The sequence below is a fragment of the Pseudoalteromonas sp. 0802 genome, assembly GCF_013350085.1.
Taxonomy (GTDB): domain Bacteria; phylum Pseudomonadota; class Gammaproteobacteria; order Enterobacterales; family Alteromonadaceae; genus Pseudoalteromonas.
The window spans coordinates 1-20,180 of record NZ_JABVXE010000017.1 but is presented as its reverse complement, the minus strand read 5'-3'; the positions used below and the strand labels follow the sequence as shown (position 1 = coordinate 20,180).

Annotated in this window: 16 protein-coding genes and 1 tRNA gene; 6 read left to right on the top strand and 11 right to left on the bottom strand. The window is 40.5% G+C overall.

Translation table 11 applies throughout. The features are described from left to right. Window positions 1-10 precede the first annotated feature (10 nt). The gene (locus HUS61_RS17485; RefSeq protein WP_054560779.1) at window positions 11-1,141 is read left to right on the top strand and encodes a sodium ion-translocating decarboxylase subunit beta; all 1,131 of its coding nucleotides are present in this window, start codon (window positions 11-13) and stop codon (window positions 1,139-1,141) included. A gap of 427 nt (window positions 1,142-1,568) precedes the next feature. On the opposite strand, the gene HUS61_RS17480 is transcribed toward HUS61_RS17485, so the two are convergent. Further along, the gene (locus HUS61_RS17480) at window positions 1,569-2,885 is read right to left on the bottom strand and encodes a peptidoglycan DD-metalloendopeptidase family protein (RefSeq protein WP_054560778.1); all 1,317 of its coding nucleotides are present in this window, start codon (window positions 2,883-2,885) and stop codon (window positions 1,569-1,571) included. Between the two features lie 398 nt (window positions 2,886-3,283). Between HUS61_RS17480 and tyrS the strand changes: the two genes are divergently transcribed. Beyond that, window positions 3,284-4,483, top strand: a complete 1,200-nt coding sequence (gene tyrS, locus HUS61_RS17475; protein WP_054560777.1) for a tyrosine--tRNA ligase — start codon at window positions 3,284-3,286, stop codon at window positions 4,481-4,483. Window positions 4,484-4,541: 58 nt separating this feature from the next. Here the strand turns inward: tyrS and HUS61_RS17470 are convergent, their stop codons facing one another. The 4 genes from HUS61_RS17470 to folE2 all read right to left on the bottom strand — a co-directional run bounded on the left by HUS61_RS17470 (window position 4,542) and on the right by folE2 (window position 7,900). Continuing rightward, window positions 4,542-5,492, bottom strand: a complete 951-nt coding sequence (locus HUS61_RS17470; RefSeq protein WP_175083441.1) for a cobalamin biosynthesis protein — start codon at window positions 5,490-5,492, stop codon at window positions 4,542-4,544. 1 nt (window position 5,493) lies between these two features. Then, window positions 5,494-6,201, bottom strand: coding sequence for a 5'-methylthioadenosine/S-adenosylhomocysteine nucleosidase (mtnN, locus tag HUS61_RS17465; RefSeq protein ID WP_175083440.1), 708 nt, complete (start codon window positions 6,199-6,201; stop codon window positions 5,494-5,496). A 103-nt stretch (window positions 6,202-6,304) separates the two neighbouring features. After that, window positions 6,305-6,898 (bottom strand): DUF2726 domain-containing protein, encoded by a 594-nt coding sequence (locus HUS61_RS17460; RefSeq protein ID WP_058585661.1) that lies wholly within the window; start codon window positions 6,896-6,898, stop codon window positions 6,305-6,307. Between the two features lie 81 nt (window positions 6,899-6,979). Further along, window positions 6,980-7,900 (bottom strand): GTP cyclohydrolase FolE2, encoded by a 921-nt coding sequence (folE2, locus tag HUS61_RS17455; RefSeq protein WP_175083439.1) that lies wholly within the window; start codon window positions 7,898-7,900, stop codon window positions 6,980-6,982. A gap of 173 nt (window positions 7,901-8,073) precedes the next feature. Between folE2 and arcB the strand changes: the two genes are divergently transcribed. Next, window positions 8,074-10,401, top strand: coding sequence for an aerobic respiration two-component sensor histidine kinase ArcB (gene arcB, locus HUS61_RS17450; RefSeq protein WP_175083438.1), 2,328 nt, complete (start codon window positions 8,074-8,076; stop codon window positions 10,399-10,401). A 6-nt stretch (window positions 10,402-10,407) separates the two neighbouring features. On the opposite strand, the gene arcA is transcribed toward arcB, so the two are convergent. The 5 genes from arcA to trmB all read right to left on the bottom strand — a co-directional run bounded on the left by arcA (window position 10,408) and on the right by trmB (window position 15,263). After that, complete coding sequence (gene arcA, locus HUS61_RS17445; RefSeq protein ID WP_054551295.1) at window positions 10,408-11,124, bottom strand: two-component system response regulator ArcA; 717 nt, start codon at window positions 11,122-11,124, stop codon at window positions 10,408-10,410. A 105-nt stretch (window positions 11,125-11,229) separates the two neighbouring features. Beyond that, entirely contained in the window at window positions 11,230-11,751 is a 522-nt protein-coding gene (locus tag HUS61_RS17440) for a YfiR family protein (RefSeq protein WP_054560772.1), read from the bottom strand. Further along, window positions 11,751-13,373, bottom strand: coding sequence for an ATP-binding protein (locus HUS61_RS17435; RefSeq protein WP_175083437.1), 1,623 nt, complete (start codon window positions 13,371-13,373; stop codon window positions 11,751-11,753). Before HUS61_RS17435 ends, HUS61_RS17440 begins: the two co-directional genes overlap by 1 nt. 118 nt (window positions 13,374-13,491) lie before the next feature. Next, on the bottom strand, window positions 13,492-14,520 hold the full coding sequence (rsmC, locus tag HUS61_RS17430; protein ID WP_175083436.1) for a 16S rRNA (guanine(1207)-N(2))-methyltransferase RsmC: 1,029 nt from the start codon (window positions 14,518-14,520) through the stop codon (window positions 13,492-13,494). Window positions 14,521-14,537: 17 nt separating this feature from the next. After that, on the bottom strand, window positions 14,538-15,263 hold the full coding sequence (gene trmB / locus HUS61_RS17425; RefSeq protein ID WP_054560769.1) for a tRNA (guanosine(46)-N7)-methyltransferase TrmB: 726 nt from the start codon (window positions 15,261-15,263) through the stop codon (window positions 14,538-14,540). Window positions 15,264-15,481: 218 nt separating this feature from the next. Between trmB and mutY the strand changes: the two genes are divergently transcribed. Beyond that, window positions 15,482-16,558 (top strand): A/G-specific adenine glycosylase, encoded by a 1,077-nt coding sequence (gene mutY / locus HUS61_RS17420; protein ID WP_181447814.1) that lies wholly within the window; start codon window positions 15,482-15,484, stop codon window positions 16,556-16,558. Window positions 16,559-16,573: 15 nt separating this feature from the next. Then, window positions 16,574-16,846: an oxidative damage protection protein gene (locus HUS61_RS17415; RefSeq protein ID WP_175083435.1), complete on the top strand. Its 273-nt coding sequence runs from the start codon at window positions 16,574-16,576 to the stop codon at window positions 16,844-16,846. A gap of 40 nt (window positions 16,847-16,886) precedes the next feature. On the opposite strand, the gene HUS61_RS17410 is transcribed toward HUS61_RS17415, so the two are convergent. After that, the gene (locus tag HUS61_RS17410) at window positions 16,887-19,652 is read right to left on the bottom strand and encodes a hybrid sensor histidine kinase/response regulator (protein WP_175083434.1); all 2,766 of its coding nucleotides are present in this window, start codon (window positions 19,650-19,652) and stop codon (window positions 16,887-16,889) included. A 313-nt stretch (window positions 19,653-19,965) separates the two neighbouring features. Between HUS61_RS17410 and HUS61_RS17405 the strand changes: the two genes are divergently transcribed. Continuing rightward, window positions 19,966-20,041 (top strand) — tRNA-Phe (locus HUS61_RS17405). Window positions 20,042-20,180 lie beyond the last annotated feature (139 nt).

Below are 20,180 nucleotides of genomic sequence, written 5' to 3'. Positions count from 1 at the left end.
GAGACAGAGGATGGATGGTGTTTTAAACCTCTGGCATGCCACGGGTATTGCTAACTTTACTTTTCCGGCATTGATCATGATTGCGGTTGGTTGCTTGTTACTCTATTTAGCAATCGCCCGTAACTTTGAGCCACTGTTGTTATTACCTATCGGCTTTGGGGCTATTTTAACTAATATCCCAGTTGCTGGGTTATCTGAGCCGGGTGGTCTTTTATATTACGTGTACCATATCGGGATTGACTCTGGGGTATTCCCACTTTTGATCTTTATGGGCGTGGGTGCACTCACAGACTTTAGTGCCCTGATAGCAAATCCGCGTATGTTGCTGTTGGGCGCGGCTGCGCAGTTTGGTATTTTTGCTACTTTATTTGGTGCAATTCTACTTAACTTTATTCCTGGCTTTGAATTTTCGCTACAGGATGCATCGGCCATCGCCATTATTGGTGGGGCAGATGGTCCAACAGCTATTTTCTTAGCATCTAAGTTGGCACCTGATTTACTTGGTGCAATCGCAGTAGCGGCTTATTCATACATGGCACTTGTGCCAATTATTCAGCCGCCAATTATGCGCGCACTAACAACGCAAGAAGAGCGCGAAATTCAAATGCCGCAACTTCGTACAGTATCGAAAAAAGAGAAAATTGTTTTTCCATTAATGGTGCTTAGTTTAACTATCTTGTTTTTACCTGCGGCAACACCGCTGGTAGGTATGTTCTGCTTAGGTAACTTGATGCGTGAATCGGGCGTGGTTGATCGTTTAAGCAATAGTGCACAAAACGAAATCATCAACATTACCACCATTTTCTTAGGCTTAGCGGTAGGCTCAAAGCTTGCAGCCGATAAGTTCTTAACCGTAGAAACAATCGGTATTTTGGTGTTAGGTGCTTTAGCCTTTGCAATCGGTACAGCTTCAGGGGTGTTTATGGCAAAAGGTCTTAATAAGATCTCTAAATCGCCAATCAACCCATTAGTAGGCGCAGCCGGTGTGTCAGCGGTACCAATGGCCGCACGGGTGGTTAATAAGGTAGGTCTTGAGAGCAACCCGCATAACTTCTTGTTAATGCATGCCATGGGACCAAACGTAGCAGGGGTATTAGGAAGTGCCGTTGCAGCAGGTATTTTGTTAGCGATTGTTGGCTAATAACACGATTAAGTCGATTTACTTCCAACCGACTGGCGCAGTAATTTTACTGCGCTTTTTTTTGCCTATAGACTAGGGTCACCCTAAAGAAATTGTAGTTAAATGATAGTTGTGTAGGAAAGCCGCCATGAATGTTTTTATTATCTTATTATGCCTTTTTGTTGCTTTGGTTATTCTAATACCGCTACTTGAAAAGTATCAGTCTAAAATGGGGCTTGATGGCGCGACAAAGTATGCAAAGTATATTTGGCCGCTGGTGATGATTTCGCTAATTATTCAACTTATCTATGTTCTTTTAAGGTAATAATTGTATTAACCCGCAGTGCCTTCAGTACTCGTTTTAGTAAAGTCTATAATAGTTTTAGCCAGATTTATTTAGGCATAAAAAAGCCGCTTCAATTGAAGCGGCTTTTACATGTTTACTTAACTACTTATTTAACGCTAATTGTAACTCACGGTTACGCTGTAATTGCGCTAAGAAGTTATCAGCAATCGGTTTAAACTTAGCTAACTCATCGCGCGGTAGAGGCTCTGATTTAGGTAGTTTGACCGTTTTAGGGTTACGGTGAACACCGTTTACTAAGAATTCATAGTGTAAGTGTGGGCCCGTCACACGACCTGTCGCACCTACGGTACCAATCTTCTGGCCTTGCTTCACTTTCTGACCAGTTCTAACCATCTTTTTGTTTAAGTGTAAGTACTTAGTCACATACTGTGTGCCATGGCTAATAAATACATAATTACCGTTGTATTTACTGTAGCCTGCTTTAATCACTTTACCATTACCCGATGATACAACTGGCGTACCGGTACGCGCTGCGTAATCGATACCGTTATGTGGTTTTACCGTTTTGGTCACTGGGTGTAAACGACGCGGGTTAAAGCTCGAGCTAATATACTTAAAGTTAACTGGCGCACGTAAGAAGGCTTTTTTCATGCTACGGCCTTCAGGTGTGTAGAAGTTACCATCGGTATGGCGAATAGCGGTATAACGCTCACCTTGGTTAATAAATTCTGCGGCAATAATTTTACCATCACCAATGTACTCACCATCAACATAGTGAGCTTCATAAATTAGACCAAATTGGTCACCTTTACGAATGTCATTAGCAAAGTCGACATCCCAACCGAAAATGTCAGCAAAATTCATAATTTGACGCTCGCTTAAACCAGCGGCAATACCTGACGTCCAAAAGCTATTAGAGATCTCGCCGCCAGCAGATTTACTTAGCGTTTCGATTTCTTTGCTATCGATAGAAGTGTCGTAGTTACCTTCGTCATTTAATGTAACGTATAAGGTATCTGTTTTTGAGATCACATAACGCAGCTGAGCTAGAGAACCATCTTCAGCTGTTGCAAAGCTTAAGATTTCGCCTGGGTGAATTTTTGTTAACTTACGAGTTTCTGCGTTGGTATTAACAAGTTTGTGTAATGTTTGCGCTGAGAAGCCCGCACGTTTAAAGATAAGTGCTAAATTATCGCCATTACGTACTTCATGGTCGATAAGCTCGTATTCTGGAAGTTTTGCTGCTGCTTGCTGTGAATTAAGCTCAGTTAGTTTTTCGTTATCATCAACTTTAACTTGTAATTCGTAGCGTTTGCCAATTTCAAGTGCTTTTGCACTGTTATCCTTTGAAGCGGTGGCTTTTTCAGAAGGCAATAATGCCAAGCCAACAATAGCAGAAACCAAACCGAGAATAAGCAGTTTGTGTTTTTTGGGAAGTTTGTGCACTACGTGAACCATATCGTGCCTTTTCTGCTGTCAAGAAATTTAAATACTAATATCGCAGGATATACCTAAAATAGAGCAAATACCAGTGTTTTGTAGATTTAAACTGGCGCTATTTTACGCTAGAATTGCTCAGCGCGTTAAACTTTTTTGGTTAAAATTGCAGCAGATGCCTATGGTTAAACTAAGTCTATATTAGTTAACTAAAGTACCTTCATTAAATTGCAATAACGCGGTATAAAGAACAATCATGCGCGCTGCCTTCAGGGCTGTTTCTTAAACTATTTAAGTTAGGCTTTTTTCTAGTGTCGCTTTTTGGTGCTAACTAGCTAAATTTTAAAGTTTTTAGCTCTATATTTATAACCCTGACAGGCCACCACGCCCCGGTAGCTGAATTTTTGGAGTAATACACAGTGGATTTACAAACCGCTCTAGCTGAGATAAAACGCGGTGCAGAAGAGATATTAATTGAAGACGAATTAGTCGAAAAGCTAAAGTCTGGTAAGAAACTTAAGATCAAAGCGGGTTTCGATCCAACTGCGCCTGATCTGCATTTAGGTCATACAGTTCTTATCAACAAAATGAAAACCTTCCAAGACCTAGGTCATGAAGTGATTTTCTTAATCGGTGACTTCACCGGTATGATTGGTGATCCAACGGGTAAAAACGTAACGCGTAAACCGTTAACTCGTGAAGATGTTTTAGCTAATGCTGAAACCTATAAGGAGCAAGTATTTAAAATTCTTGATCCTGCTAAAACAACTGTTGCATTCAACTCTGCTTGGATGGAGAACTTAGGTGCAGCAGGTATGATTAAACTGGCTGCGCGTCAAACAGTAGCACGTATGCTAGAACGTGATGACTTTAAAAAGCGTTATGCCAACGGTCAATCGATTGCTATCCACGAATTTTTATATCCACTGGTACAAGGTTGGGACTCAGTTGCATTAGAAGCTGATGTTGAGCTTGGCGGTACAGACCAACGCTTTAACCTATTAATGGGTCGTGAATTACAAAAAGACGAAGGTCAAAAGCCACAAACAGTACTTATGATGCCACTGCTTGAAGGTACTGATGGCGTTCAGAAAATGTCTAAGTCATTAGGTAATTACATTGGTATTACTGATGAGCCAAACGACATGTTTGGTAAAGTAATGTCTATCAGCGATGATCTAATGTGGCGTTACTATGACTTATTAAGTGCTTTATCAATCGAAGAAATTGCAGCGCTTAAGCAACGTGTTGCTGATGGTGCAAACCCGCGCGACATCAAGATTGAGCTTGCAAAAGAAATGATTGCACGTTTCCACAGTGAAGAAGCAGCCGAAGGAGCTCATCAAGATTTCATCAAACGTTTCCAAAAGAATGCATTACCAGATGAGATCCCAGAAGTGACAGTAACAATTGCTGAAGACACTGTGTTTATTACTAATCTATTAAAAGAAGCTAACCTTGTAGCTAGTACGTCAGAAGCAATGCGTATGATTAAACAAGGTGCTGTAAAGATTAATGGTGAAGAGAAAGTAACAGATACAAAGCTTGAAGTTGCTAAAGGCACAACACAGATTTACCAAGTAGGTAAACGTAAGTTTGCTAAAATCACCTTAGCTTAATAAAGCTAATTGGTATAAAAAACCAGCTGCGGCTGGTTTTTTTGTGCTTATATTTTGATTAGTTTGTGAATAGGCTAATTACTTCAATCCCGACTATCAGTAGTAACCAAAATGCTTTCGCTTGATTTAAGCGATTCACTAAAGCAGGAATATCATCGGCATCTGGTAGGCGATCGGTCCCAACACGCATTTTATTAAAGCGCTCACCTTGGTAAAGGGCAGGGCCGCCCAACTGTACTTGCAAAGCAGCCGATGTAACACTTAACAGCCAACCCGTATTGGTTTGATAAAAGTGTCTGCCATAGTGTTTTATATAATGAATACATTGTTTACTGGCATTAGTTGCTGTAATCGTTAATGCAACTAATCGAGTGGGTAACCACTCCAATACAAATAGTAATTTAGCAATGGGAGCCAAAAACGGGTTGTTGGGTTTTAGGTTTTTTCGCCATGCTTGATGAATTAATGTGAGTAAGCGATAAACCAAAGCAAGGATAGCGCCGCCAAGTAGATAAAAGAATATAACGGCAAAATAATGCCGCGCACTTTGTAGCACCAGTGACTCCATGGTTGCTTTGCAAATGCCTGGGGCTGATAAACGTGATACATCACGGGCAACGAGGCTAGCTAGTAGCTCTTTTGCAGTCGCTTTTTGGTTGAGCTTGAGTAATCTGGCAATACGTAATGATTTCTTCTCTTGAGCGCGGCTACTGAGTAACAAATATAAAATTAAGCCATTTAATAGCTCAGGGTAAAAAGCAAACTCTAAAAACAGCACAACCAATGTCACTATCACTAAAATGGTGAGAGTAAAAGCTAGGGTTGAGGCTAAATATTGATAGCTTTTGGGGTTCGTTGGGTTGTATAAACGCTCGCTAAGCGCAGAGAAAATAACGGTTAAAAAGGTATTAGGGTGATACCAACTAACCAAAGGAAAGAAGCGCTCAGCTAAGAGCGCTACAAAAAATACAATAATGTCCAAATGGTTTTGAACAATATTTGCAATCACCTTATAAACTCACCGATGTTAGCTTCTCTAAAAGAGCAACGACCATTTTAGATGAGTTGATAGATGCAGTTTCGATATACTCTTCAAATGATTGCGGCGACTCTTTGCCAGCAATGTCAGACATTGAACGAATAACAACAAATGGTGTTTCTAGCACATGACAAGCTTGTGCAATTGCTGCACCTTCCATTTCTACTGCAAGCATAGTTGGGAATTCCGCACGTGTTTTTTCAATTCGTACCGGGTCACACATGAATGAATCACCAGTACAAATTAGGCCAATCATGGTTTTAACACCGCTGATTTGACTTACGCTTTGCTCTGCCGCTTCAATCAGTTTAGGGTGCGCAGCAAAGCCAGCTGGCATTTGTGGTACTTGGCCGATTTCGTAACCGAATGCAGTAACGTCTACATCGTGGTGACGAACTTCTGAAGAAATAACGACATCACCTACATTTAGCGATGGCTCAAAACCACCTGCAGAACCTGTGTTGATCACACAATCTGGGCTGAAGTTGTCGATTAGTAGTGTCGTTGCTACTGCAGAAGCTACTTTACCAATACCAGATTGAACTAAAGTAACTGTGTTACCCGCTAGCTCACCGGTGTAAAAGGTAAAACCAGCTTTAGTCATGATGCTTGGGTTTACCATTGCTTCGCGTAAGATTTTTACTTCTGGCTCCATCGCGCCAATAATACCAACGTGCATAATATTTGATTCCTTAGATTGAATAGGATGATTATACCTAAAAATGTCTAAAACAAACAAAAAAGCAGACCTTAAAGTCTGCTTTTGCCAATATTATGACAGGTTATATTTCTGCAAGCGCCGTTGAGTGTGCTTTTGCTTGTGATGGTGATAATACCGCTGGTTTAGTAACGCGGTTGCGTGCAGGTCTTGCAGGCGCTGCTGCAGGTTTACCAAGCTTAAACATGATTGCATCACGTACTTCTCTTGGTTGATAACCTGATTTTACCTTCATGCGAATATGCGGGATGCCTGCTGCTTCTAACGCGCCACTAACAAACCAGTCACGTTGTGCTTTATGGCCGTCGCGGTTGGTGTTATTAACTAAATCAACAGCGGCAACAATAGTAAGTTTGTCTTTGTCGATAAGCACGTAATCTAACTGTTTGTTTTTGGCTTTAGCCATTGCAGCGCGCTTAGCTTTGATAGATAAGCCTTGCTTACAGTCGATTAAATCAATGAGTTTAACGCGGCTGACGATTTTATATTGGTCGCCTACAGCACGTTCTAGAAGATGTAAAAAAGCACTCTCAACTTGCGTAAAAACAGTTTGCTTACGAGTGAAAGGATAAGGGTTTCCGCCTTCATCGGTAAACTTTGACGCAACAACAGAGGCTACTACGACTAATACTAAAATTGATAATAAAGCGAATTCCATACGGTAACTCCACAACAACAAATTGACACTGAAAATTAATAGCAAGTAGCGTGCCTAAGTGTGTGGAGTCGCCTGAAATTTTTAAGCTGTGTATCCGCCAGTAACCCCTTTAACAGCGATAGCTACTGCGTCGTGGGCATGAAGTGATTCGTAGTGATTTATTTGCAGCCAGTAATCTGCGTAGTTTTGCTGTTCAAGTAAGCCTTTAATTTTACGAGCAGCATCTTCGCAGAACATGAGGTTTTGACCATTTAAGCGGGCAAACTCTTGCTCATCTTCACGTTTAACTGCCGCTTGTACTGGCGTTTTTAGCTCAGCTTCTAAAGCATCAATTAAGCCAACCACATCAAAACTGTCAATTTGGCTGTCGAGTTTTACTTTCACATTTGCAATTGAACGCTGTGAGTGTGGTGTAGCAACAATGCCGTCTGTTGTGCCTAGCCATTCTAAAACAGTTTGCTTATCAATATTTTGCTCTGCAAACTTTTCGCTAAAGGCATTTTGAATTAATTGACGAGCAAGAGCCGCTGAACATGGGCATGTTGACGAGTAAGTAACATCAATCATTAACTCAAAACTTACAGTGCCTTGGTTGATCTTAGCGATCAAATGAACAGGGTAGTTTTTCCAACCTACTTTGCCACTTAATAAAGATTTACGACGCAGAGGTAGCTCAAATTTGAATTCGATTTGTGCTTGGTCACTTAAATCATCATGGCTGCTAATAAAGGCATCAAGTGCTTGTTTAAGAGTCTGTGGATTAACTTGCTGCTCGGTTGATAAGGTATCAAGGGCTAAAAATAAACGCGACATATGAATGCCTTTGGCGTCTTCTTTATGCAAGTTTACAAAAGCGCGTGCCTTGGCTATTACATTTACAGGGGCAATATTGCGAGTTTCAAAAATGAAAGGAAGTTCAATTTCGCCCATGCCAACCCAGTCTAATTTACCTGTTTGTAAGGCGGGAGCCGTATCAGCAATATCTGGCATTGTGGTTTGCATGGTAATACTCATTCTTTGCAATTATTAAAGCGCGGTATTTTACATGAAAAAATATAAAAAAGCGGCGTTGATGAAAAAATTCTATGTTTATCGCACAATATGAATATTTCTAAAGGAATAGTGATAAAATTAGCTATGCTGTTTTTTTTCGATTATGTGCCTAAGCTTTATATATGATTGATTCTTCTTTGAGTCCGTGGGCTCGCACTCTCTCAAGCTTTATTTCTAAGTACGGTGAGTTTAAAACTGCCGCCGCCTGTTATGCCTTATTATTGGTCATGTCGCTGATCTTATCGTGCATGTTTTATTATGTTGCAGTTGGAACGGTGACTTTAGTTGATGTTTTGGCGGTGATGTTTTTTACCGCAGTGGTATCGCCGATTTTAATCACTGTACTGCTTAACTCAATTCGCCAATTAGAAGCTTCTTATAGCTACCTAGATAGCGCAACCAAACAAGAAAAACTGCTTAACCAAACGCTAAAAGACAATATCAGTCGCTTAAACGAAGAGATTGATGAGCGTAAAATGGCGTTTCATGCCAAGCATAGAGCGATTGAAGAGCTTAGACGCGAAATCGCTGAGCGTAAAAAAACTCAACAAGAGCTTGCGCAACAAGGCATGCTATTGCGCTCTATTGTCGACTCATCTCCCGATTTATTTTATTACCGCGATAACAATGGTGTATTTGCTGGCTGTAATAAAATGTTTGAGCAAGTGATAGGTAAAAGCAGCGATGAGTTAATTGGTAAAAGTGTCGAAGAGATCTACCCAAGTGATTATTTACCAGAAGTTCTGCGCACCGACAAAAAAGTATCTCAAACCCACCAAGCTCTGACGCTTGACGTCGAATACCCCGTTGATGGTGAAAAGCGCTGGTTTGAAATGCGTAAGCTACCCTTCATTAATGAAAAAGGTGAGTACATAGGTTTACTTGCCTTTGGCCGTGATATCACTAGTCGTAAAGAAGCAGCACAAGCCCTTGAAGCAGCTTATAAAGATAAAGGGAAATTCATTGCAACTTTAAGCCATGAATTAAGAACGCCGCTTAACGGTATTGTGGGTTTAACCCGCATGCTACTTGATACTGAACTCGATAAACAGCAACGTAGTTGGTGTAACACGGTGTTTTCAAGTGCTGAAACACTTGGCAATATTTTTAACGATATTATCGACTTGGATAAAATTGACCGTGAGCAGCTCGATATTGTTGCTGACTCAGTCAATGTGGCCGATTTTATTAATGACGTAGTGAATTTTGCAGGCTTAATTGCTGAACAAAAAGGTCTTGAGTTCAATATTAAACGTAAAGGCACACTGGATGTTTACGCGTCTCTTGATCCGACCCGTTTACGCCAAGTTGTTTGGAACCTTATCAATAATGCCGTTAAGTTTACTCAGCAAGGCCATGTAGAGCTTGAATGCCGCCGTGAGAATCGTGCCGATGGTCCGTGGTTAGTGATGCGTGTGAGCGACACGGGTCAAGGTATTCCACAAGAGCAGCTGCATCGTATTTTTGACATGTACTACAAAGCACCAGATATCAACGGCACCAATGCTATTGGTTCTGGTATTGGCCTTGCGGTAACAAAAGCACTTGTTAGCGCAATGAAAGGTGAAATTAATGTCAGCAGTACTGAAGGTGAGGGTAGTGTTTTTGTTGTTGAAATACCGCTTAAGCTTTGTATTGCGCCTACAGAGCAAAGTTATGCGGTACGCAGCTTAAACATTCTTTTAGTGGAAGATGTGCCACTAAATGCCGAAATTGCTACCAACTTACTTGAGCAGCGTGGTCACGAAGTTATTTGGGCTGAAACTGGTGAAGATGCGCTGTCGTTTGTCTACACAGAAGATGACTTAGATCTCGTTTTACTTGATATGCAATTACCTGATATCAATGGTGATGAAGTTGCTCGTCAAATTCGTGACGATGAACACTTTGATAACTTACCAATCGTTGCCTTAACTGCCAACGTGCGTAGCGCCGAAGAAGAGCTTGCTGGTATTAATATTCAAGGCGCACTCGCTAAGCCTATCAACACCACAAAACTCGATAAAATGCTCGGTGAGTTATTTGATATCAAGCAGCAACAAAACTGTCAGCCTGAGCCAATCAAAGCTGTGACTGAAAAAGATTTATCGGGTATTCGCGTTGAGCTGCTCGATATAGAAACCATCGAAGACTTTGTAGGCTCAATGGGGCTGGTTATATTTAATCGTAGCTGTGAGTTATTTAATAAGTTAAATCCTCAGTACCAAACTGAGCTGGCAGATGCGTTAGCGTCAGATGATAGAGAAGAGTACAAATCGGTGGCACATAAATTAAAAGGTGCAGCTGGCTCTGTAGGCTTAAACGATGTGCAGTTACATGCTAAGAAGATGGAACATGGCGCGCTTGAAGAAAGTAGTGAAGAGTTACAACAGTGGCTTGATGAATTAGCAGTGAAAATAAATGAAGGGCGTGACGCCCTCCAATTATTCTTACAACAGTTAGAAGATTAATTCTAATTAGCTGTCGATTTTACCAATGAAACGATAGCCTTCACCATGGATGGTGCTGATCAGCTCAGATGTGCTGTTATCGCTTTCAAAGTGTTTTCTGATACGACGAATAGTTACGTCTACAGTACGGTCGTTAGCGCGAAGCTCGCGGCCAGTCATGTGCTTGATTAATTGCTCACGGCTGAAGATACGGCCCGGTGAGTCAAGCATTAAGCGTAGCGCGCGGTATTCACCTTTAGGTAAACGTTTAGCGTCGCCGCTTGGAGATGTTAAACAACGGCTGTTTTCATCAAGTTCCCAACCGTTAAATGTGATAACACCGTTTGTTTCGATATTCGCTTCTTCGCCACCTAGGGCTGTGCGCGAAATAAGGTTACGAGCACGAATAGTTAATTCGCGAGGGTTGAATGGTTTTGTGATGTAATCATCAGCACCAATTTCAAGACCTAAAATGCGATCAACGTCGTTGTCACGACCTGTTAAGAAAATTAAACCAACGTTACGTTTTTGACGTAATTCACGCGCTAAGATTAGCCCGTTTTTACCTGGTAGGTTGATGTCCATAACTACAAGGTTCACATCATCATTATTTGTAAGCTTGTCATGCATATCATCGCCATCAATGGCTTCAATAACTTTGTAACCTTCAGCTTCAAATAAACTAACGAGGTTTAGTCGAGTTACGTCTTCATCCTCTACGATCAGAATGACTGGCGTTTGCATTGTATATTAACCTTTTCGGAAATTTTATTTACAAAAATTCGGTATTATCAAGCAAAACCGAATACTAGAGATTATAGGATTAGATCCAATTGTTAACAAGTAAAATCAATTTGGATAAAACTTAGCCATAGCTAACAATCGAGATTGCACTTTAAAGTTATGCTGCAATACGTGCTGCTTATTGATATACAGTCGGATTTTATTTCCTTCTTGAACCAGAGAGGCTATACCGCCATTTTCTAAAAAGCTGATACTTTCACCTATTGTTAAAGTATCCAATGAAATTGTATCGGTCCAAAGTGGAAGTATATCATTTTCTAATGTTTCATCAATGTATGTGATATCACAAACTTGAGAAAGTTCAGAAATTTGCTGGGTTTTTTTCACTAATATAACGTTAATTGGTTTTTTGTTAATTTGCAGTTCATTTCTATCTTTAAGGAACGCTCCAGGACCTTTATCTAAGTCATAAAAACAAAATGAAATAGGGGGAGGGTTCACTTGGTCATTAAACTTCGTGAACTTAGCAATTTGATACAAAAATGCAGACTTTACTTGGTCCGGTGATTTGGCAAATGCAGGGCATACAACAAGCAAAGCTAATAAGATACAACTCACTAATCTCATTACGCTGCACCTTCTTGCAATGGCAGAGTAATAATAAAGTGAGCCCCTTCGTCAGCTAGTTCATCGTATACGATGCTACCACCAAGTGCTTGAGTCACTAAGTTATAAACTAGGTGCATGCCCAAACCACTGCCACCTTCACCACGTTTTGTGGTTACAAATGGGTCGAAAATACGTTTGCGAATTGATTTCTCAACGCCAATACCATTATCGAAGTAGTGAATACTCAAGCTACTTTCGTTGCGCTCAACGTTAAAGGTGATTTCGTTATTTTGATCATCACTAAATGCATGGATCACCGAGTTACTTAATAGCTGCTGTAACACTTGTTGTAACGGCCCAGACTTGGTTTCAATACTAACGTCATTGCTACAGTTAATTGTAACTTTAGGGTTACGGTATTGAATTTCTGAGCGCATCGACATCACCACATCACTTAATAGGTTATTTAAGTTAATTTTGGTGCTGACTTCTACATCTTGATTAACGGCCACTTTCTTAAAGCTGGATACGAGCTCTGCTGCGCGGTTAAGGTTGCGATAGATAAGATCGAGGTTTTCAATGCCGTCATTAATAAAGCGTTTTAAGTGTGCTGAAGTTAAAGTTTTTTGTTCAAATTGCGTGTGAATTTCTGCCAGCTTGTCACGTAACAGCGTTGAGCCTGTAATACCTAAGCCAATAGGCGTGTTAACTTCATGAGCAACACCTGCAACCATTTGCCCTAGTGACGCCATTTTCTCGTTTTCGACGATTTGGTTTTGGTATTGATGCATACGCTCAAGAGTGTTGAGCAGTTCTTGGTTAGCCTCACGTAAGGCGATTGTGCGCTGATTCACTTTTTCTTCAAGGCTTTGGTTAAGCTGTTTGATTTCTTGTTTGTCTTTTTCGTGGCGCTCAATTTGTTTTTGAGTGCGCGCGAGCATGATATTTAAGCTGCCCGCTAGCTGGTTTATTTCATCAATATTGGTTTTTTGTGCGCGAGTATCATAGTTATGGTTTTTCGATACGTCTTGTAGCAGGTTACTTAATTCATCGATTGGGTTTGCAATACGTTTTTGAATACGTCGAGCGACAAAATACACCAGTACTAAAACGAACAGGGTCAGTAAAATATCGATGATAATTTTACGGTTAATATATTGGTTTAACCTGTCTAAGCCGCCGCGAACGTAAACATAACCGATGGTATCCCCTTCGTATACGATAGGGGTTATTAGCTCTATATCTTTATCTGTGAAGCGTGGCTCTAACAGGTTATCTATGCTGCCAACTTTAATGGGTACTGGTGGTGTACGGTTGGCATTGAAACTACTAAAAAACACCGGCTCGTTTGATAACTCATCGATTGAGTAGATATGGATGTTTTTAATAAGCGGCACAGATTCAAATGACTTTAAGCGCTCAGATTCGGTCTCGTTATCGTCAAACAGCACGGTGATTTGGGCGTTGTAGGCAATTATTTTCGATAAAATAGAGATCTTATCGACAATCAGCGACTTTTGCTCTTTTACATCTAGGTAGGTCGAAATAGAAATAGACAAAGACAAGCATAACGCAGTGACTAGCATTACCGCATTGGTCAACGCTTTACGAATACTTGTTTGTGTCGAAAATATCGGCATGCGCTATAGAAGGCCAGAATTTTTGTTATTAGTAAGAGTTTAGTCTAGCAAAGACATTTGAAAGTAACTAAATATTTTAAAAAATATTTTTGCTACGAATAAGCTATTTACTCAACTATTATTTAGCTGAGTAAACGGCAAATTTAGTATTTTTGAAATCTGTGCTGTATTGGCCAAACTGTGCTTCTAAAATGGGTGGGTATTTTAAGAAGCTGTTTGCAACTATGGTCAATTTACCTTGCTTGCTCAAGTGTTGTTTTGCTGAGCTAAGAAATGCTTCGGCAATGGTGTAATCTGTGGCAATCCCCGTATGGAACGGTGGGTTACTGATGATTAGGTCAAATTTACCATTAATATCAGTTAAGCCATCACTCAAAATTGCTTGGCCTTTGAGGTCATTTAACGCAAGTGTTTGCTCAGTGGCGTAAGTTGCAAGAGCACTTACATCGCTACATACAAATTCAAGCTCAGGCTGCTTTAAACCTAAGTAAGTAGCAATAATGCCTGCGCCACAAGCAAAGTCGAGTACTTTACCCTTGCTAACAGTTGGCGCATTATTCAGAAGTACCGCAGTGCCTACATCAAGCGCACCGTGGTTAAATACGCCTGGAACACTGATCGCAGTAAATTCAATATCGCCGGCTTTTACTTGGAATTGTTTGTGGTAACGGCTGATAGCAAAGTTATCGTTTAGCGTAAGCTCAGAGAATAAATACAGAATACAGTGCTTGGCACTATCGATCTTGTTACTAAAACCACAGTGGTCTTTTAGTTGTTTCTCTACTGATTTAACACCGCTTTTATTTTCACCTACTACAAATAGTTGCGCATCTTGATGACAAACAGCACGAATGTTATCAAGGCTCATTTGTGCTTCTGGCTTTGCTTTTGGGTAATAGTAGATAACTAAATCGTAGTTACCATTTGGAATAGTGTGATCAACCACTGCATGTATACCGGCTATTTTACTGGCATACATGGCATTTGCGTGGTTATAACTGAACGCAGTAATTTTTGCGTCGGGATTTAACGCTTTAAGTTCGCGTAAAAAGCCATCTTGCTCAAAGTTAACCACTAAAATCGATTGTCCAACAAGTTCGTCTTCATTACGAAGCAATAGTAAACTTGGGTTGGTTAACTTACTCATGCTGCTTTTACCTTTTATTACTTAGTTCGCTCGAACATTAGATCCCATACGCCGTGACCTAAACGGTGACCGCGCTGCTCAAATTTTGTCAGTGGACGTGAATCTGGGCGAGGAACGTAATCGTTAGTTTCTGATTGGTTTTTGTAACCTTCAGCCACTTGCATTACTTCTAGCATATGCTCGGCATAATTTTCCCAGTCAGTCGCCATATGGAAAACACCGCCAATTTTTAATTTGCTACGTAATTTTTGTGCAAACTCTGGTTGTACGATACGACGCTTATGGTGACGTTTTTTATGCCATGGATCAGGGAAGAATAATTGCAGCTTAGATAAGCTTTCATCGGCAATACAGTCAGCAAGCACTTCAACCGCATCATGCTCGAATACGCGTAAGTTTGTTACACCAGCTTCATCGGCATCCATTAAACAAGCACCTACACCTGGGCGGTGAACTTCAATACCAATGAAGTTAAGTTCTGGTGCGTTTTTAGCCATTTCAACTAGCGATTTGCCCATACCAAAACCTATTTCTAGTACCACATCGTTATCGTTACCAAACACTTCTGCTAGGTTTAGCATGCCATTTTTGTGCTCAAGGCCCATAGTTGGCCAACACTTCTCGATGGCTGCCGCTTGGCCTTTTGTTAGGCGACCTTCGCGCTTAACGAAACTACGAATCGTGCGGATGTATTTACCCTCTTGCTTTGCTTGCTCGAGGTTTGGGTTACTTGAGTCACTCATATATTTTGGCCTGATTAAAATACTGACTATAGAAAAAGGTTGCGTATTATCCCTGACCTGCGCCTTGAGTACAATAGTCAAGGGCTGTTTATCTTTCGAGATTAATATTGCGACCATGTACGAGCAATTTAGACAGAGCAGAGCTTCTTCGGCTTGCTTGGCCTAACTAACTGCAATAGACTTGGCCGCAATGAGCTTCAGCAAGTAAAGATGTTATTTTGAATTTAAGCAATAAGGAGTCAACCTGGTTTGCAAACCAAGTGGTTGACTGGTACCACCTTCACGGTCGTAAAACTCTGCCATGGCAGCTAAATAAAACCCCTTATAAGGTATGGATCTCTGAGGTCATGCTACAGCAGACCCAAGTAGTAACTGTTATTCCTTACTTTGAAAAGTTTATGCAAAGCTTTCCTGACATTATTGCGCTTGCTAATGCCGATGAAGATCAGGTGCTTCACCATTGGACTGGGCTTGGCTATTACGCCCGTGCGCGCAACTTACATAAAACGGCAAAAATAGTGCGTGATAAATACCAAGGTAAATTTCCAACCACGCTTGAAGAGGTGATGGACTTGCCGGGTATTGGACGTTCAACTGCTGGGGCAATTTTGTCTTTATCACTTGGCCAACATCATCCAATTTTAGATGGTAATGTTAAACGAGTACTGGCACGCTTTTTTATGGTTGAAGGCTGGTATGGAGTGAAAAAGGTCGAAAATCACCTTTGGTCATTATCATCGCAATTAACGCCTAAAGAGTCGGTCACTGAGTTTAATCAGGCAATGATGGATTTAGGTGCAAGCCTTTGTTCACGTAGTAAATTTGATTGTGAGCCTTGTCCTTTAAATAGCAAATGCCTTGCTTATAACGAAGGTAAAGTTAAAGAGTTCCCGCATTCAAAGCCGAAAAAGGCTGTGCCGAAAAAGTCATGCCATCAGCTTATTCTAGCCTGTGACAATAAAGTGCTTATGGAAAAGCGCCCAAGCTCAGGGATATGGGGTGGTTTGTTTGGCTTTTTTGAGTTTAGTGAGCAAGCTGAGCTAGAAACATTTTTAGTCCAGCATGGTTTATCAAACAATACGCAGGCACTTGAAGCCTTTACTCATGTGTTTTCGCATTTTGAGCTAACCATCAACCCACATGTTTTAACCTTGCCGAGTATTCCAGATCTTATTAATGAGCGGCAACTAGTTTGGTATCCGCTTGATGAGTCAGTTGAGGTTGGCCTTGCAGCCCCAACGAAAAAGCTGGTTAAACAATTAAGCACAATAGATTACAATAGCATCACGCAATAAGAGTAGAGAGCAATTATGGCACGCACAGTATTTTGTCAAAAGTTACAAAAAGAAGCTGAAGGCTTAGGCTTCCAACTATACCCAGGTGAGCTTGGTGAAAAGATTTTCAACAACATCAGTAAAGAAGCATGGGGCCAATGGCAGCATAAGCAAACAATGCTGATCAACGAAAAACACCTGAACATGATGGATCCAGAGCACCGTGCTTTTTTAGAAGAGCAAATGGTAGGTTTCTTATTTGAAGGTAAAGACGTGGAAATTGAAGGCTACCGTCCTCCAGAACAATAAACGAAGAAATTAAAAGTAAAAAGGGCCAATAGGCCCTTTTTTAATGTGTTGCTTCTTGCTCAGCTCTTTGTATTTGTTCTTTTAAGAATTGAGCTACTTTGGAGTATTCAATTTCATAACTATCGCGCAGTTCAATTAAATCATCGCTTGATAGCTCATCTTCTTTGCAGCGTTTTTCAAATTCGGCAGCTAGTTCTGCAACTTTCATTGCTCCAATCGTTTTTGAGATTGACTTGAGCTGATGACAGGCTGAAATGATTTTCTCTAAGTCTTGCTCAATAACACCACTGTTGATTTCTTTACTAAGTTGATTACTTTGCTCTAAATACATTTTGAAAAAGCGTAGTTTCTTTGCTTCATCATTGTTTACATAGTTAGCAAGCATCGCCATATCAATAGGCGCTGTTGGTCTTTTAACTTCAAGTTTAGTGGCTTCAGGATTCGTTTTGTATGCACATTTGTGTAAAGTGGCCTCGAGCACATTTAGCTCAACAGGCTTGGTGATGTAATCATTCATCCCTATGCTTAAACAGCGTTCTTTTTCGCCTTTAAGGGCATTGGCGGTGATAGCAATCACATAAGGTTGAGCGTTAATATCTTCAAGCTGCGATGCTTCATGACGAATTTTTTCAACCATATCGTAGCCTGACATTTTCGGCATGTGTAAATCGGTCAAGATAATTGAGTGTTTACCTTCACGCCATGCTTCAAGGCCTTTTTCACCATTTTCAGCTACTTCAACACCATAACCTAATAGATGGAGCTGATCAGTTAACACTTGCTGATTTAATACGTTGTCTTCAACAAGCAATACAAGTTTGTTCTCTTCGCGGGCTTTATCAACACTTAAATAGTCGTTAAATGACTTAGCCGAAGCAATTTGTTTTGGCTTATGTAAACCTGCCGCCACTAATAGCGACATCATAAAGTTAGACTTACACAGCGGTGCAGCATTTAAGTAGAAGATATTTTTATGATTAACAGCGGCTTCATCTAGCTTACTTAATACAATGACTTGCTGTTTATTGTCTTCTAAGGTGTATAGCAAGCGGCGTAAGATATAGTTAATATCTTCCATGGTTTCGATACCATCGAGGATCCAAATAATATCTTTTTTATCTTGTTCAGCTTCGATTTTGTCGCTGCTATCAGCAATAACAGGTGTTGCCCCCATAAATGATAGATAACGAGTAAGTAGTTTTTTGCGGCCATCATGATTGGTTACAACTACAACACGTTGGTCTTTCATTACCTGTTTGTGGGCATATTCAACTTTACCTTGTGTACTAAAAGGTAACTCGACAACAAACTCACTACCAATACCTAAATCACTTGTTACAGAGATGGTACCTAGCATTAGCTCAGTTAAGCTTTTACAAATCGATAAGCCTAAACCAGTACCACCGTATTCACGGGTGATTGAGCCTTCAGCTTGAATGAACGGGTTAAAGATTTCACGAAGCTGTGCTTGCGTCATACCCTTGCCGTTGTCTAATACGCTAAAACGTAGGGTGTAGTGATCAGTGGTGTTTTGAGCCACCTCTACCGAGATTTTAACGTGGCCTTTATGTTTATCATCAGTACTAGTGAACTTAATTGCATTACTGCATAGGTTATAAAGTACTTGGCGAACACGCACCGTATCGCCAATCAAATTTGTAGGGATATCTGGCGCAATTGCCAGCTCTAATTCAAGGTCACGCTTTTTGGCCACCGATGATAAAACACGAGCAACTTCTTCAATGGTGTCTGACACTGAGAAAGGAATATTATCGATATTCAGTTTACCTGCTTCGATTTTCGAGAAATCGAGAATGTCATCTAATATGCCTAATAAAGAAAATGCAGAATCACGAATAATTGTACTTAATCTGTGCTGCGCACCATCAAGCTCAGTTTGGCGAAGTAAGTCAATGGTACCGATAACCCCATTCATAGGGGTGCGAATTTCATGGCTCATGGTTGCCAAGAAAGTCGTTTTGGTCTCGTTTGCCTGTTCGGCTTTGAGAGTTGCTTGCTCAAGAGCTAGAGTACGGTTTTGTACTTCGTTTTCTAGACCACTTTGTAGTTTCTGTAAATCTGCCTGAGCAGCTTTGTTCTCTGTTATTGCTGATTGAACTTTATTAAGTAATAAATTGATATTTTTTGCTACTGAATCCAAACCAAAATCTAGGTTTTCATTTACTTGGGCTTGGTAGTCAGCATTGTCTGTGATGGCCATTAATTCACTGCTTAATGACTCACTACTTTTAGTAAAACGCTTATTAATAAAGATACTTAAGGCAAAAGATAAAATTGTCAGTGCTACTAAAGTCAATGCGGCTAAACCATATGCAAGGCCTGCAGACTGCGCAATGGGTTCAGCAATCGGGTGTTGCTTTATAACTAGTTCACCAACTGGTTGATCATTAAACTCTAACACCGTATGAATAAGGGTGTTTTGTTCTAGCTTTTGATTAACTTTACTGGCTTCGATTAGCTTTTTATTACTGGCGTATACAAGCGATACATCGCCGTTGAATTCATATCGATATAAATAGTAATCAAAGCCATCATTAAGCAGGTGACTTAAATCGAGAACCTCTTTTACTTTATCTTGGCCAGGCATAGTTAATGCGCTGATTAGAGGTGCTGAAAGCTGATTTGATAATTGCTGCGTTGTGATAGTTGGTTTGCTATCTTGCTGAGTTACTTCACTTGTTGGATAAAAAGAGTAAGCAACAACCGCAAGTAGGGTGATGACAAGATTCGTGATTATAAAAAGCGGTAGTAGGCCTTTTACAGGTGAATTTGATTTACTTGGCATGGCTTTAGTCCAACAAATTATACAGCATCATTAAGCATATTCTTGATTATTGGACAATCCTACCATCTATGAAGAAAAATTCACCACGTTTTTAACATAGGTAACCCTTTTATGATGAGGGTCAACCAAAAAGCACAAAGTTTGTAGATTAAATAAGCTAAAAACTATTAAAAACAGCAATCTTGATTGAAAACTGTGCAAACAGTTAGAATCCTCAAAAAAAAGTTGACTTGAGAGGGCAAAACCCGTTTAATACGCCGCACGCCCAGACAGCGACAACCAAATTTGTTGCTCATGAATGCGTTTGAAATTTGCCCAGATAGCTCAGTCGGTAGAGCAGAGGATTGAAAATCCTCGTGTCGGTGGTTCGATTCCGCCTCTGGGCACCATTATTTAATATATTGGTGTTTAATTTATGCTTTAAACATCAGTATCGTGCATAGCACACAGATTTAGTGTGCCGACTTAGCTCAGTTGGTAGAGCAACTGACTTGTAATCAGTAGGTCATCCGTTCAACTCGGATAGTC